Source organism: Aliidongia dinghuensis, from assembly GCF_014643535.1.
Lineage (GTDB): Bacteria > Pseudomonadota > Alphaproteobacteria > ATCC43930 > CGMCC-115725 > Aliidongia > Aliidongia dinghuensis.
Genome location: NZ_BMJQ01000011.1, coordinates 152250 through 165501, shown reverse-complemented (window position 1 = coordinate 165501; position 13252 = coordinate 152250). Strand labels below are relative to the sequence as shown.

General features: G+C 67.3%; 16 protein-coding genes and 1 tRNA gene. 4 read left to right on the top strand and 13 right to left on the bottom strand.

What is annotated here, in order from left to right; translation table 11 throughout:
* Positions 1–5: 5 nt before the first annotated feature.
* From IEY58_RS21010 to IEY58_RS20995, 4 genes are all read right to left on the bottom strand, one after another.
* Complete coding sequence (locus tag IEY58_RS21010) at positions 6–1187, bottom strand: acetyl-CoA C-acyltransferase (RefSeq protein WP_189049408.1); 1182 nt, start codon at positions 1185–1187, stop codon at positions 6–8.
* 122 nt (positions 1188–1309) lie between these two features.
* Entirely contained in the window at positions 1310–2482 is a 1173-nt protein-coding gene (locus tag IEY58_RS21005) for an isovaleryl-CoA dehydrogenase (protein ID WP_189049406.1), read from the bottom strand.
* 129 nt (positions 2483–2611) lie between these two features.
* The gene (locus IEY58_RS21000) at positions 2612–2869 is read right to left on the bottom strand and encodes a hypothetical protein (protein WP_189049404.1); all 258 of its coding nucleotides are present in this window, start codon (positions 2867–2869) and stop codon (positions 2612–2614) included.
* Between the two features lie 150 nt (positions 2870–3019).
* Positions 3020–3781 (bottom strand): FadR/GntR family transcriptional regulator, encoded by a 762-nt coding sequence (locus IEY58_RS20995; RefSeq protein ID WP_189049402.1) that lies wholly within the window; start codon positions 3779–3781, stop codon positions 3020–3022.
* A gap of 309 nt (positions 3782–4090) precedes the next feature.
* Between IEY58_RS20995 and IEY58_RS20990 the strand changes: the two genes are divergently transcribed.
* A complete protein-coding gene (locus tag IEY58_RS20990; protein WP_189049400.1) occupies positions 4091–5116 on the top strand; it encodes an aldo/keto reductase in 1026 nt (341 codons plus the stop codon).
* 42 nt (positions 5117–5158) lie between these two features.
* On the opposite strand, the gene IEY58_RS20985 is transcribed toward IEY58_RS20990, so the two are convergent.
* From IEY58_RS20985 to IEY58_RS20975, 3 genes are all read right to left on the bottom strand, one after another.
* Positions 5159–5428: a hypothetical protein gene (locus tag IEY58_RS20985; protein WP_189049398.1), complete on the bottom strand. Its 270-nt coding sequence runs from the start codon at positions 5426–5428 to the stop codon at positions 5159–5161.
* A gap of 137 nt (positions 5429–5565) precedes the next feature.
* Positions 5566–7878 (bottom strand): NADP-dependent malic enzyme, encoded by a 2313-nt coding sequence (locus IEY58_RS20980; RefSeq protein ID WP_189049396.1) that lies wholly within the window; start codon positions 7876–7878, stop codon positions 5566–5568.
* 110 nt (positions 7879–7988) lie between these two features.
* A tRNA-Leu gene (locus IEY58_RS20975) sits at positions 7989–8075 on the bottom strand.
* Positions 8076–8250: 175 nt separating this feature from the next.
* Here IEY58_RS20975 and lipB point away from each other — a divergent pair.
* Complete coding sequence (gene lipB / locus IEY58_RS20970; RefSeq protein ID WP_189049394.1) at positions 8251–8883, top strand: lipoyl(octanoyl) transferase LipB; 633 nt, start codon at positions 8251–8253, stop codon at positions 8881–8883.
* Here lipB and IEY58_RS20965 read toward each other — a convergent pair.
* The 5 genes from IEY58_RS20965 to IEY58_RS20945 form a co-directional block, all read right to left on the bottom strand.
* A complete protein-coding gene (locus tag IEY58_RS20965; protein ID WP_189049393.1) occupies positions 8880–9299 on the bottom strand; it encodes a type II toxin-antitoxin system VapC family toxin in 420 nt (139 codons plus the stop codon). The genes lipB and IEY58_RS20965 overlap by 4 nt on opposite strands.
* A complete protein-coding gene (locus tag IEY58_RS20960; RefSeq protein ID WP_189049391.1) occupies positions 9296–9535 on the bottom strand; it encodes a FitA-like ribbon-helix-helix domain-containing protein in 240 nt (79 codons plus the stop codon). The genes IEY58_RS20965 and IEY58_RS20960 overlap by 4 nt, the downstream gene beginning before the upstream one ends.
* 67 nt (positions 9536–9602) lie before the next feature.
* Complete coding sequence (locus IEY58_RS20955) at positions 9603–10001, bottom strand: GFA family protein (RefSeq protein ID WP_189049389.1); 399 nt, start codon at positions 9999–10001, stop codon at positions 9603–9605.
* Positions 9998–10855, bottom strand: a complete 858-nt coding sequence (locus IEY58_RS20950; protein WP_229743849.1) for a helix-turn-helix transcriptional regulator — start codon at positions 10853–10855, stop codon at positions 9998–10000. The genes IEY58_RS20955 and IEY58_RS20950 overlap by 4 nt, the downstream gene beginning before the upstream one ends.
* Positions 10856–10877: 22 nt before the next feature.
* A complete protein-coding gene (locus tag IEY58_RS20945; RefSeq protein WP_189049387.1) occupies positions 10878–11597 on the bottom strand; it encodes an SDR family oxidoreductase in 720 nt (239 codons plus the stop codon).
* A 189-nt stretch (positions 11598–11786) separates the two neighbouring features.
* On the opposite strand from IEY58_RS20945, the gene IEY58_RS20940 reads away from it, so the two are divergent.
* On the top strand, positions 11787–12287 hold the full coding sequence (locus IEY58_RS20940) for a hypothetical protein (RefSeq protein WP_189049385.1): 501 nt from the start codon (positions 11787–11789) through the stop codon (positions 12285–12287).
* 84 nt (positions 12288–12371) lie between these two features.
* A complete protein-coding gene (locus IEY58_RS20935) occupies positions 12372–12851 on the top strand; it encodes a CinA family protein (protein ID WP_189049383.1) in 480 nt (159 codons plus the stop codon).
* Between the two features lie 17 nt (positions 12852–12868).
* On the opposite strand, the gene IEY58_RS20930 is transcribed toward IEY58_RS20935, so the two are convergent.
* Positions 12869–13231, bottom strand: coding sequence for a response regulator (locus IEY58_RS20930; protein ID WP_189049381.1), 363 nt, complete (start codon positions 13229–13231; stop codon positions 12869–12871).
* Positions 13232–13252: the final 21 nt, after the last annotated feature.

Genomic DNA, 13252 nt, shown 5'->3' with positions numbered 1-13252 from the left:
GCTGGTCAGACCCGCTCGACGGCGAGTGCCGTCGCCTCGCCGCCGCCGATACAGAGCGAGGCGACGCCGCGCTTCAGGTCATATTGCTCGAGCGCGGCAATGAGCGTCACGATCAGCCGCGCGCCCGACGCGCCGATCGGATGGCCGAGCGCACAGGCGCCGCCATGGACGTTGACCTTGTCGTGGGGCAGGTCGAGCTCGCGCATCGCCGCCATGGTGACGACGGCGAAGGCCTCGTTGATCTCGTAGAGGTCGACGTCGCCAGCCCGCCAGTCGAGCTTGGCCAGGAGATTGCCGATCGCCTTGACCGGCGCCGTGGTGAACCAGGCCGGCGCCTGGGCGTGCGTCGCATGGCCGCGGATGACGGCGAGCGGCTTCAAGCCACGCCGCTCGGCCTCCGACTGGGGCATCAGCACGAGTGCCGCCGCGCCGTCGGAGATCGACGAGGAATTGGCAGCCGTCACCGTGCCGTCGGGCCGGAACGCCGGCTTCAGGGTCGGGATCTTGTCCGGCCGCGCCTTCAGCGGCTGCTCGTCGGTGTCGACGACCGTGTCGCCGCCGCGGCCCTTGATCGCGACCGGCGCAATCTCGCTCTTGAAGTGCCCGCCCTCGATCGCCTTCTTGGCACGGTCGAGAGATGCCAGCGCAAAAGCGTCCTGGTCCTCGCGCCTGAACTGGTAATGGCTGGCGCAATCCTCGGCGAAGGTGCCCATGAGCCGGCCCTTGTCGTAGGCGTCCTCGAGCCCGTCCAGGAACATGTGGTCGAGCGTCCGGCCGTGGCCCAGGCGATAGCCGCCGCGCGCCTTGTCCAGGAGATAGGGCGCGTTCGACATGCTCTCCATGCCGCCCGCGACCATGATCCGGTTGGTGCCGGCCGCGATCAGGTCGTGGGCCAGCATCGCCGCCTTCATGCCCGAGCCGCACACCTTGTTGATCGTCGTGCAGCCGACCGATTGCGGCAGGCCGGCGCCCAAGGCCGCCTGGCGGGCCGGCGCCTGGCCCAGACCGGCCGGCAACACGCAGCCCATGATCGCCTCGTCGATTTCGTCGACGCCGACCTGGGCGCGCTCGATCGCAGCCTTGATTGCCGTGGCACCGAGCTGCGGCGCTGCGACATCCTTGAGATCACCCTGGAACCCGCCCATGGCGGTGCGGGCCATGCCGACGATGACGATCGGATCGTTCATCCGAGAAAACTCCCTTAAAACCTTGTTCTGGCCCTACGACCCTCACCCTCCCGCTGTCGCGGGTCCCGCCCTCTCCCGCGAGCGGGAGAGGGTTGGGGTGAGGGTCTGTGATGCGACGGATGTTACGCCGTTTCCTTGAACAGCTCGCGGCCGATCAGCATGCGGCGGATCTCCGACGTGCCGGCGCCGATCTCGTACAGCTTGGCGTCGCGCAAGAGGCGCCCGGTCGCATATTCGTTGATGTAGCCGTTGCCGCCCAGGCACTGGATCGCCTCCAAGGCCATCCAGGTCGCCTTCTCCGCCGCGTAGAGGATGGCGCCGGCCGCGTCCTTGCGCGTCGTCTCGCCCCGGTCGCACGCCTGGGCCACCGCATAGACGTAGGCGCGGGCGGCATTGAGCGTCACATACATGTCGGCGAGCTTGCCCTGCATCAGCTGGAACTCGCCGATCGCCTGGCCGAACTGCCGCCGCTCATGGACATAGGGCACCACCACGTCGAGGCAGGCCTGCATGATGCCGATCGGACCCGCCGCCAGCACCGCCCGCTCGTAGTCGAGCCCGCTCATCAGCACATTGACGCCGCGCCCGACCTCAGCCAGCACGTTCTCTGCCGGCACCTCGCAGTCCGCGAACACCAGCTCGCACGTGTTCGAGCCGCGCATGCCGAGCTTGTCGAGCTTCTGTGCCGTCGAGAACCCCTTGAAGCCCTTCTCGACCAGGAACGCCGTCATGCCCTTGGGGCCCGCCGAAGGATCCGTCTTGGCATAGACCACCAGCGTGTCGGCGTCCGGGCCGTTCGTGATCCACATCTTCGTGCCGTTCAGCACATAGCGGTCGCCGCGCTTCTCCGCGCGCAACTTCATCGACACCACGTCCGAGCCGGCGCCCGGCTCCGACATGGCCAGCGCCCCGACATGCTCGCCCGACACCAGCTTCGGCAGGTACTTCTGCTTCTGCGCCGCCGTGCCATTGAGCTTGATCTGGTTCACACACAGATTGGAGTGCGCGCCATAGGAGAGACCGACCGAGGCCGACGCCCGGCTGATCTCCTCCATCGCGACCACATGCTCGAGATAGCCCAAGCCCGCGCCGCCGTATTCCTCCGGCACGGTCACGCCCAGCACACCCAGGTCGCCGAACTTGCGCCACAGGTCCATCGGGAACTGGTTCGTCCGGTCGATCTCCGCCGCCCGCGGCGCAATCTCAACCGCCGAGAAGCTCGAAACGCTCTCCCGGATCGCCTCCGCCGTCTCCCCCAATGCGAAGTTCAAGCCAGGCATCTGATTCGCCAGCATCGGCACGCTCCCTTGACCGAACCGCCTCTATTTAGCGCGGGGCATGCCGCGCTGCCCAGTGGCATCAGTAGTGAGGCATCGGCGGCGCCGGGATAGCGCCGGGAATCGTTGCGCGATTGCGGGCCGGGATTACTGCGGCGCCTGCTCCGGCGGCGGCGGGACCGGCGTCGGCGTGGAATGGCGAAAGACGCTGCCGACCCTGAAATCAGGCGAGGTCGCGAACTGATCCTGGCCATAGTAGGTCAAGTTCGGCTGCACCACGTCCGGCTGCTTCAAGAGGCTGCCGGTCCGGTAGACGAGCGCCTGGTCGGACGGCGATGGTTCGGATCCGGCACAGGCGGCGAGCGCGGTCGCCGCGGCCAGCAGCGTGAAACCCAGCATGCGCATGACGGTCTCCTTCGAGGCGGGGCCCCGGCGGGTTCGTTCCCGCCAATAATGTAGGAAGATCAGGTGCGAGGCGCCATAGCCCCGTCGGATAAGACCCGCACGACGGATGGCAGCTTCCGGCGCGGTCGATCAATTTCCTGTGAGGCGATCCTACTGACCACGCTCCAGCACCTGTTGGGCGTCTTCTTCCGCATCGGCCAGCAGCCTGTGCATGGCGCCGCGGGCCGCCGCCTCGTCCCGCGCCAGCACGGCGTCAAGCACCGCGCGATGCAGGCCCATGGAATAGCCGAGCCCGCCGGGACGGCCCAACGCCAGCCGCGCAGTCGATCGGATGACCGTGTCGATGACGGCGCCGAGCGAACTCAGATAGCGGTTGCCCGCCGCCTGCAGGATGGTCAGGTGAAAGGTGATGTCGACGTCGAGTGCCGCGGCCCCGGCATCGGCATGCGGACCAAGCGCGTCGAAGGCAGCCTGCATGGCGAGCGCCGCTGCGGCGTCGTGCCGCCGGGCAGCGAGCGCCGCCCCCTCGGGCTCGACCAGCCGGCGGATCTCGAACAGTTCGCCGAGCGTATCGGCGAACCCATCGGATGCCGCCTCCCAGGTCAGCACCGCCGGATCGAGCAGGTTCCAATGCTCGCGCCCGCGCACCACGGTGCCGGTCTTGGGCTTCGCGAGCACCAACCCCTTGGCGGCCAGCACCTTGATCGCTTCGCGCAAGGTCGTGCGGCTGACGCCCAGTTGGCTCAGATACACGGTCTCGGCCGGCAGCACGTCGCCAGGCTTCAATTCGCCATTCAGGATCTTCTTGCCCAGCGTCTCGACGATGGCCCCGGGCAGGCCGGCCACCGGTGGGCGGGCCCGCGTGGAACTCTTTCTCGAACGAGACCTCTTGCCGACATCGCTCGACAGCATGCCGCCTCCCTTTCCTGCAGTCCTCCGCCGCCGGTCGCGGCAGGGCTTTTCTTGTCGTTCGTCCAACGCTCGTATCAGGGGCGTTTCGCCTCGTCAATCGTCGGAGTAATATCGAAACGTTTCCTGGTGAAGTTGCGCGGGGCCGCCGGCAGCGCCTTCATGCCGCGGATCGCGATGCCGGCCCTGGTGCCATCATGGGCGGCCTCGCCTCCACCCGCCGAATCGGAAACGAGCCGCCAAGAACTTGAGAACCCCCTCCCTCCGCCTCACCTGACCGAGGCAATCCCATCAACCGGAGAGACCAAGACCATGGAATATCGCCATCTCGGCGCGTCGGGCTTCCGCGTGCCCGTGCTCGCGTTCGGCACCGCGACCTTCGGCGGCACGACCGACTTCTTCAAGGCCTGGGGCTCGACTGACGTCGCCGCCGCAAGCCGGCTCATCGACATCTGCCTCGACCACGGCGTGACGCTGTTCGACAGCGCCGACGTCTATTCGAACGGGGCGGCCGAGGAGATCCTGGGCGCCGCGATCAAGGGCAAGCGCGATCGCGTGCTGATCTCGACCAAGGCGACCTTTCCGGCGGGCAACGGCCCGAACGACTACGGTTCGTCGCGCTTCCACCTGACCCGCTCGGTCGATGCCGCGCTGAAGCGGCTCGGCACCGACCACATCGAGCTCCTGCAGCTGCACGGCCAGGACAACAATACGCCGGTCGAAGAGACGCTGGCGACGCTCGACCAGATCGTGCGCGCCGGCAAGGTCGGCTATATCGGCTGCTCGAACTTCCACGGCTGGCACCTGATGAAGTCGCTGGCGGCGTCCGACCGGCACGGCTTCCCACGCTATGTGGCGCACCAGGCTTACTACTCGCTCCTGAACCGCGACTACGAGTGGGAGCTCATGCCGCTGGGCCGCGACCAGGGCGTCGGTGCCGTCATCTGGAGCCCGCTCGGCTGGGGCAAGCTCACCGGCAAGATCCGCCCCGGCCAGCCGGCCCAGCCCGGCAGCCGCGCCCATGATATCGCCGGCAGCGGCCCCGCCTATCCGGAAGAACGGCTCTTCGCCATCGTCGACGCGCTGGACGAGGTGGCCGAGGAAGTGGGCAAGACCATCCCGCAGGTGGCGCTCAACTGGCTGCTGCAGCGCCCGACCGTGTCGACCGTCATCATCGGCGCCCGCAACGAGGAGCAGCTCATTCAGAACATGGGCGCCGTCGGCTGGAATCTGACGGCCGAGCAGGTCGCGAAGCTCGACGCGGCGAGCGAGGCGACGCCGTCCTACCCGACCTGGCACCAGAAGGGATTCCCGATGCTGGCGAAGCAGCGGGTGTAGCGCACGGATGCGGGTCCGTCGTCAAGCGGACCCGCCATCTCGTCACGACGACTGCCGTCCGGCTCGGCCAAGGCGATAGCCAAGCCAACAACCGACGAACAGGAGGAGCGTCGAATAGCTCAAGGAGCTGAGCTCATCGAGCATTACGTCCTCTTCGACGTTCGAATAAGAGAACACGTAGTGAGCCCACGGCGGCGGCCAGATCCATGGCCAGTCGCCCAGCCAGATTGCATGTCCGCAGTAAACGATCGAGAAGATCACCGAGATCAGCAGTGTGAGCGTAATCATCAGCGCGCGAAGCAGATGGATCATCTGCCGTGAACAGCAGGATCGACGACGGCGGACATGATGCTCCTTCCGGCTCAAAGAACCGGAAGGAAATCAGAACAAAGAGCGAACATACGCAACTAGAGGCCGAGACCCTCTTTCAATTCACCACCGATGAACGGTCAGTCGGCCGATTGCGTCGCCGCAGCCGCCTCCTCGGCGAGCGCGCTCGTCACTTGCGCGTCATAGACCGCGATGGCGCTCATGTTGACGAGGCCGCGCACGGTGGTCGACGGCGTCACGATATGGGCGGGCTTGCGCACGCCCAGGAGCGCCGGGCCGATCGCGAGACCGTCGCCCAATGCCTTCAGGAGATTGAAGGCGATGTTGGCGGCATCGAGCGTCGGCATGATGAGCAGGTTGGCCGAGCCGGTGAGCCGCGAGTTCGGGAAGGCGCGGTGGCGGCTCTCGGCCGAGAAGGCGAGATCGGCCTGCATCTCGCCCTCGACCTCGAGTTCGGGCGCCCGCTCGCGGATCAGCTCCAGCGCCCGGCGCATCTTCTTGGCCGAGGGCGCGTCGGAACTGCCGAAGCTCGCGTGCGACAGCAGCGCCACCTTGGGCTCGAAGCCGAAATGCTTCACGGTCGCGGCGGCATGGACCGTGATCCAGGCCAGGTCCTCCGCGCACGGGTCGTGGGCGACGAACGTGTCGGCCAGGAAGAAGGTGCCGGTCGGCAGGATCAGGACCGAGAGCGCGAACGGCCGGTCGACACCCGGCTGCAGGCCGATCACATCGACGACGTGATGCAGGTGGCGGTGGAACTCACCCACGGCACCGCACAGCATGGCGTCGGCCTCGCCGCGCTCGACCATCAGCGCCGCGATCACGCTGTTGCGCGTGCGGACCACGTGGCGCGCGAAATCGGGCGAGACGCCCTTGCGCTCCATGACGCTGTGATAGTGCGTCCAGTAGCTGTGGTAGCGCGGGTCGTCCTGCGGGTCGCACAGCTCGAAATCCTGGTCGATCCGGATGTGCAGGCCGAGCCGCTCGAGCCGCTTCTCGACGACGTCGCGCCGGCCGATCACGATCGGCTTCGCGATGCCCTCGTCGATCACGGTCTGCACGGCCCTGAGCACGCGCTCGTCCTCGCCCTCGGCATAGGCGATGCGCCGCGGGTCCTGCTTCGCCCGCTCGAACACCGGCTTCATGACGAGGCCGGAGCGGAAGACGAATTGCGAGAGGCGCTGGCGATAGGCGTCGAAATCGGTGATCGGCCGGGTTGCGACGCCGCTTTCCATCGCCGCCTTGGCGACGGCCGGGGCGAGCGTGGTGATGAGCCTGGGGTCGAACGGCTTCGGGATCAGGTAGTCGGGCCCGAAGGTGAGATTCTGGTCGCCATAGGCGGCGGCGACCACATCCGACGCCTCGGCCATGGCGAGGTCGGCCAGCGCCTCGACGCAGGCGATCTTCATCGCCTCGTTGATCGTGGTGGCACCGACGTCGAGCGCGCCGCGGAAGATGTAGGGGAAGCAGAGAACGTTGTTGACCTGGTTCGGATAGTCCGACCGGCCGGTGCAGATGATGGCGTCAGGCCGGACGGCGCGCGCGTCCTCCGGCGAGATCTCCGGCGTCGGGTTGGCGAGCGCCATGATGATCGGGCCGTTTTCCATCTGCGCCAGGAGTTCCGGCTTCAGCACGTTCGGCGCGGACAGGCCCAGGAACACGTCGGCGCCGCCGATCACGTCGGCAAGCGTGCGCGCGTTCGTCTCCTTGGCGTAGCGGTCCTTGCGCGGATCCATCTCCTCCTTGCGGCCGACCCAGACGACGCCATAGCGGTCGGTCACCCAGACGTTCTCGACCTTGAGCCCCATGTCGACGAGCAGGTCGAGGCAGGCGAGTGCAGCAGCGCCGGCGCCGGACGCGACCAGCTTGATCTCGTCGAGCTTCTTGCCGCGCAGCTTCAGGGCATTGCGGATCGCGGCGGCGACGATGATGGCGGTGCCGTGCTGATCGTCGTGGAAGACCGGGATCTTCATGCGGGCGCGGAGCTTCGCCTCGATCTCGAAGCATTCGGGCGCCTTGATGTCCTCGAGATTGATGCCGCCGAAGGTCGGCTCCAAGGCCGAGACCACATCGACGAACCGGTCCGGGTCAAGCGCGTCGACCTCGATGTCGAACACGTCGATGCCGGCGAACTTCTTGAACAGCACGCCCTTGCCTTCCATGACGGGCTTGGAGGCGAGCGGGCCGATGTTGCCGAGGCCCAGCACGGCCGTGCCGTTCGAAATGACGCCGACCAGGTTGCCGCGCGAGGTCATGTTCGCGACCTCGGCCGGATCCTTGGCGATCAGCAGGCAGGCTTCGGCGACGCCCGGCGAATAGGCCAGCGCCAGGTCGCGCTGGGTCGACAGCGGCTTGGTCGCATGGACCCCGATCTTACCCGGCGTCGGATAGCGGTGATAATCGAGGGCGGCTTCGCGCAGATCTTCGGCCATAGGCTTCTTTCCCAAGAGCTCTTCTAGAGCACAGGTAAGCCTGAGGCCCCGTCCGTGCACAAGGGCTACGTCGCACGGAGCAGATCAGATTTTTTCGAAGAGAAAGAAGATGGTGCGGTCGAGAAGACTCGAACTTCCACAGGGTTTCCCCCACAGCGACCTCAACGCTGCGCGTCTACCAATTCCGCCACGACCGCACGTCGTATCAATCCCGCCCGAAGCATGGGCGGTCCGTTGAGGTTCGGGGTGGATAGCAAATCGGCATTACCATATCAAGCGATGCTTTTCGAAGACGGTGACAGACCTGCCCTGCGAGGCGGGTAGAGATGTTCCGGCTTGACGAATTTCCGACGAACGGGCGGTCTCGACGGCATGAGCATGGAATGGCGGATCAGCGACGGGCTGGTCGATTACGAGACGGCGAGCCGCGAGATGGAAGCGCGCGTCGCCCAGATCCACGACGGCACGGCGCCGGAGCAGGTCTGGCTGCTCGAGCACCCGCCGCTCTACACCGCCGGCACCAGCGCCCGCGACGAGGACCTGTTGGACACGGCGGGCCTGCCGGTTTACCGCACCGGTCGCGGCGGCCAGTTCACCTATCACGGACCCGGCCAGCGCGTGGGCTACGTCATGCTCGACCTGAAGCACCATGGCGGCGACATCCGGCGCTATGTACACGACCTCGAGGAATGGCTGATCCGCACCCTCGCCCGCTTCCAGGTGAAGGGCGAGCGGCGCGACGGCCGTGTCGGCATCTGGGTCGCCGAGCGCGACGGAGCCGAGAACAAGATCGCCGCGATCGGCGTGCGCGTGCGCCATTGGGTGACGTTCCACGGCGTGGCGCTCAACGTCGAGCCGGACCTGAAGAATTTCGCCGGCATCGTGCCCTGCGGCATCCGCCAGCACGGCGTCACTTCGCTCGCGGCGCAAGGCATCCTGGTCTCGATGCCCGAGGTCGACGCCGCCATGCGCGCCGCCTTCGGCGAGGTGTTCGGCCGGGATTAGCCTTCCCAGGGGTTGATGACCGGCAATCCGGCGGCTACGAACGGCCCCGTATCTCGGGTCGCAACGATGAGTCCGCGCGCCGCCGCCGTTGCTGCGATCTGGCCGTCAGCCATGCCGATGGTGAAGCCCGCTCTGCGTGTCCGGCCGACGATGTCGGCGAAGGCGATAGCCGCTGCCTCATCGAAACCGAGCAGCCGTTCGCCGAACAACGGCACCGCCCGCTCGCGCAGCGCTCGCTCCAAGTCCCGCTTCCGCTGTCCGTCTGGCAGCACGGCGATGCCCAGCAGCAACTCGGCGAGACTGATCGTCGAGAGATGGAGCATCTCGCGCCGTTGCGCGTCGAGCCACGTCACGACCCTGGGGTCCGGCATCCGCCGCATCGTTTCGGACACGACGTTGGTATCGACCAGGATCATTCGAAGCGCGCGGGCTCCATCGGCGAGCGATCGCGCTCGATTTCGATATCGACGCCGGCCGACGGCCGGAAAATCTCGACCAGTGCTGCCCCCATTTTGATCTCGTCCGGTGGATGCACCGCCGCGTCGAGGATGGCGCGCACCTCCGCTTCCGTGCTGCGGCCATGCTCTGCCGCTCGCAGCCTGAGGGCCCGGTGCGTCTCATCCGACAGGTTCCTGATGGTGATCGCCGCCATCGATATCACCGCACCAAAATTGATATCCACGATATCACTTTGCAAAGACCGATATCAACCGGTGCCTTCAAAACTCCTCCGCCTGCGGCAGACCGTCGGTGATCGTGAACCAGGGTGCCTTGGAGCCCACGAAGATGTGCCGGCTCGGGCGGATCGACGGGTCGTCGATGAGCGTGCCCATGGCGACATGGACATAGGCGCCGTCGCGGACCAGCGAATAGAGCAGCGAGCCGCAGAGCCGGCAATGCGCGTCGTGGCCGGTTTCGTCGCCGTAACGCATGAGCTTGTCCGCGCCCTCGGTCACCGTCAACTTGTCGGTCTCGATGCCCGCGAACGGCTTGAAGGCCGCCCCCGTTGTCCGCCGGCAGTTCGAGCAATGGCAGTTCATGGCATAGACGAACTCGTCAGTCACTTCATAACGGACAGCACCGCAATAGCATCCGCCGGTGAGCATCCGGTCGGTCATGGCGATCCCCCTCGCCGATAGGCCGTCGGGCTGGCACCCATTACGCGACGGAAACGGCGGTTGAAGGTTGAAAGGTCGCCGAAGCCGGCGTCATAGGCGATGGCCGAGACCGGCTCGTCCGTCCGGCTAAGGCACACGGCCGCGCGGCGCATCCGCTCGCCCAGCACGAACTGATACGGCGTGACACCGGCGACCCTGCGGAAGGTTCTGAGAAAATGGAACGGGCTCATCGCCGCATCGCGGGCAAGCTCGGCCAGCGGGATCGTCTCCTCCGCCTGCTCCAGGCGGCGGAGCGCGGCACCGATCCGCCGTTCATCGCGCCGGCTGGGCTCCCGCGACGGCTTGCGGCCGGCCGTCATCGCCGCGACGGCGCCGGCAAGACGCAGGCCCAGTTCCTCGAGCAGTGGCGCATCGATGTCAGTCGGCTCAGCCACGGCCGCCTCGACCACAGCCAGGAGCGGAATCAGCGCTGGTGCCGGCGGCAGGCTCGGCCGCGTGAAGTCCAGCCGTCGCGCGCCCGGCACGGCGGCCAGGATCCGCTCGAAATAGGCCGGATCGAAGTGGAACGAGACGCAATGGTCGCCGACGCCGTGAGCGTGGCCGCACTCGAAGCATGTGTCGGCATTGCCCAGCAGCAGGGCGCCCGGCGCCAGCAGGGCCGCCCCCGGGGCCGCGCGATACTGGAAGCTGCCGCGCAGCACCGCGGCGATGCACATGGCGCCGTGCCGCTCCTCGAACGGGCGCGTCGCCGGGCCGGCCGTGCACATGAGGTCGCGCACGCTCCAGCCGTCCCCCGATGCGAGCAGGCGAGCGGTCGTCGTCATGCCGCCAGCATAGACCAGCAGGCCCGCCACCACGAGCCTGCCGGTCGGTTTATCAGAGCGACGCCTTGCCGATCGAGGCGCCGCCGTCGACGAACAGCGTCTGGCCGGTGACGAAGCCTGCGTCCTCGGCGAGGAAGAAGGCGATCGCGGCCGCAAGTTCGTTCGGCTGGCCCACGCGGCGCATCGGCACCAGCGCCAGGAAGCGGCGCTCGGCCTCGCTGCCGACGGACGTGTTGCGGCGGAACATCTCCGTCTCGGTCGGCCCTGGTGCCACGCCGTTCACGGTGATGCCGGTCTCGGCCAGCTCAAGCGCCCAGGTCCGGGTCATGCTGATCACCGCCGCCTTGGCCGCCGCATAGGCCGTCCGGTTCATGGCGCCGAGCGAGACCAGGCTCGACAGATTGACGATGCGGCCCCAGCCTCTCGCCTTCATGCCCGGCAACAGCGCCTGCACGGTCTGGATCGTCGGATGCAGGTTCGTGCGGAAGATGTCGTCGACATCGGCAAGATCGATCGCGCCCACGGCATGCAGCCGGGCCAGGCCGACATTGTTGACGACGCCGTCGAAATCATGGCGCGCCGCCAGCTCGGCAAGCGCAGCAGCGCTTGCGGCCCGATCATCGAGATCGAGCTGGACGAGCGTGCCCGGAAAGCTCGCGTCGGCACCGCGGGCGATGCCGACGACATGATGCCCCTCGGCCGCCAGGCGTTCCGAGAGAGCCAGGCCAATGCCCTTGCTGGCGCCGGTGACGAGGAATTTACGCCGAACCATCTGTGCACCTCTTCGTCTGCGCCGGCATCAGCGCCGGCTTGGCGGATAGTTTTGGATCATTTGCTCCGAAATGAAATCGCAGAGCTTGCATGGCGCGCATTCGGTCATGCGCACTTGAGCAATTTCTCCCAAGCGCGAGGCGCGGCGGACGACTTAGGAAGAGACGACCGCCATCACGGAGCTAGTCTCATGAACGCCGTTTCGTTCTCGCTCGCCGATCTCTTGTTCGCCAACGGCCCGGCCGCGGACCGCGCCGACAAGATGGGCCTCTACGGCCAGTTCATCGGCGCCTGGGAGATGGATGCCATCCTCACCGCCGACGATGGCAGCCGCAGCACCGGCCGCGGCCGTATCCGCTTCGCCTGGGCGCTCGAAGGCCGGGCGATCCAGGATGTCTGGGCCCTGCCGGGCGTGTTCTACGGCACGACCTTGCGCATCTACGACCCCGGCCTCGACGCGTGGCACATCCTGTGGAGCGATCCGGTCCGACAGTACTATACCCGCCAGATCGGCCGGGCCGAGGGCCCGGACATCGTCCAGCTCGGCAAGACCGACGTCGGCGTGCCGGTGCGCTGGAGCTTCCGCGAGATTACGCCGGAATCCTTTCGCTGGCTGGGCGAGCGCTCGCTCGACGACGGCCGGACCTGGCACGAGCAGGCGGAATACCGCGCGCACCGGCTCGGGGGATAGCGGTCGCACGCCCCTCGACCGCTACGGCAGACAGCGCAACGCCCGGGCTGTATTTTCGCACGTGCCGATCGAAGGGGAGCATCAATGACGGACCTGGATCTCATCGCCGCCCGCGTCGCGGCACGGCTTATCGCGCGCGGCGAAACAATCGCCGTGGCGGAATCCTCAGCCGGCGGACTGGTCTCGGCGGCCCTGCTCGCGGTCCCGGGCGCCTCGGCCTATTTCCTCGGCGGCGCCGTCGTCTATACCGGCATCGCCCGTGCGGCGCTGCTCGGCGTCACGCCCGACGATCTCATCGGCATCCGGCCGGCGACCGAGCCCTATGCGGCGCTCCTCGCCCGGACGGTCCGTCAGAAGTTCGGCGCGACCTGGGGCCTGGCCGAGACGGGCGCCTCCGGCCCCACGGGCAATCGCTACGGCGATCCGGCCGGTCACGCCTGTTTGGCAATCGACGGCCCGACGAGCCAGGAACGGCGGATCGAGACGGGATCGGCCGACCGGGCAGCCAACATGCGCGCCTTCACGGCGGCCGCCCTGGAGCTTCTGGCGTCGGCCCTCGACTGAGCCGCCGTGCGTCCGGTTCAGCGGCTGCGGCGGTTCACCCAATAGTCGATCCGTTCCAGGAGCTTGTCCGGATCGAACGGCTTGACGATGAAATCATTGCCGCCGGCGCTCAGGCCCTGGGTCACGTCTTCGGCGGTCTTGCGCGCCGTCAGGAACGCGATCGGCACCGACTTCAGCGCCGGGTTCGTCCGCAGCAGACGACAGGTCTCAAAGCCATCGATGAGCGGCATCTGCACGTCGAGCAGGATCAGCCGCGGCACCATGCGGTCGGTGAGCGTCACCGCCTCGCGGCCGCGTCGCGCCCCGATGAAGGCGTAGCCGGCACTCTCGACGAAGCTCTGGATCAGCAGCAGCGTCTCGGCCTGATCGTCGACCGCCATGATGATCTTATGACGGCGATC

Bases quoted from the DNA above. Each gene is read 5' to 3' on its own strand.
- IEY58_RS21010 (WP_189049408.1), bottom strand. From the start codon at position 1,187: ATGAACGATCCGATCGTCATCGTCGGCATGGCCCGCACCGCCATGGGC.
- IEY58_RS21005 (WP_189049406.1), bottom strand. From the start codon at position 2,482: ATGCTGGCGAATCAGATGCCTGGCTTGAACTTCGCATTGGGGGAGACG.
- IEY58_RS21000 (WP_189049404.1), bottom strand. From the start codon at position 2,869: ATGCGCATGCTGGGTTTCACGCTGCTGGCCGCGGCGACCGCGCTCGCC.
- IEY58_RS20995 (WP_189049402.1), bottom strand. From the start codon at position 3,781: ATGCTGTCGAGCGATGTCGGCAAGAGGTCTCGTTCGAGAAAGAGTTCC.
- IEY58_RS20990 (WP_189049400.1), top strand. From the start codon at position 4,091: ATGGAATATCGCCATCTCGGCGCGTCGGGCTTCCGCGTGCCCGTGCTC.
- IEY58_RS20985 (WP_189049398.1), bottom strand. From the start codon at position 5,428: ATGATCCATCTGCTTCGCGCGCTGATGATTACGCTCACACTGCTGATC.
- IEY58_RS20980 (WP_189049396.1), bottom strand. From the start codon at position 7,878: ATGGCCGAAGATCTGCGCGAAGCCGCCCTCGATTATCACCGCTATCCG.
- lipB (WP_189049394.1), top strand. From the start codon at position 8,251: ATGAGCATGGAATGGCGGATCAGCGACGGGCTGGTCGATTACGAGACG.
- IEY58_RS20965 (WP_189049393.1), bottom strand. From the start codon at position 9,299: ATGATCCTGGTCGATACCAACGTCGTGTCCGAAACGATGCGGCGGATG.
- IEY58_RS20960 (WP_189049391.1), bottom strand. From the start codon at position 9,535: ATGGCGGCGATCACCATCAGGAACCTGTCGGATGAGACGCACCGGGCC.
- IEY58_RS20955 (WP_189049389.1), bottom strand. From the start codon at position 10,001: ATGACCGACCGGATGCTCACCGGCGGATGCTATTGCGGTGCTGTCCGT.
- IEY58_RS20945 (WP_189049387.1), bottom strand. From the start codon at position 11,597: ATGGTTCGGCGTAAATTCCTCGTCACCGGCGCCAGCAAGGGCATTGGC.
- IEY58_RS20940 (WP_189049385.1), top strand. From the start codon at position 11,787: ATGAACGCCGTTTCGTTCTCGCTCGCCGATCTCTTGTTCGCCAACGGC.
- IEY58_RS20935 (WP_189049383.1), top strand. From the start codon at position 12,372: ATGACGGACCTGGATCTCATCGCCGCCCGCGTCGCGGCACGGCTTATC.
- IEY58_RS20930 (WP_189049381.1), bottom strand. From the start codon at position 13,231: ATGGCGGTCGACGATCAGGCCGAGACGCTGCTGCTGATCCAGAGCTTC.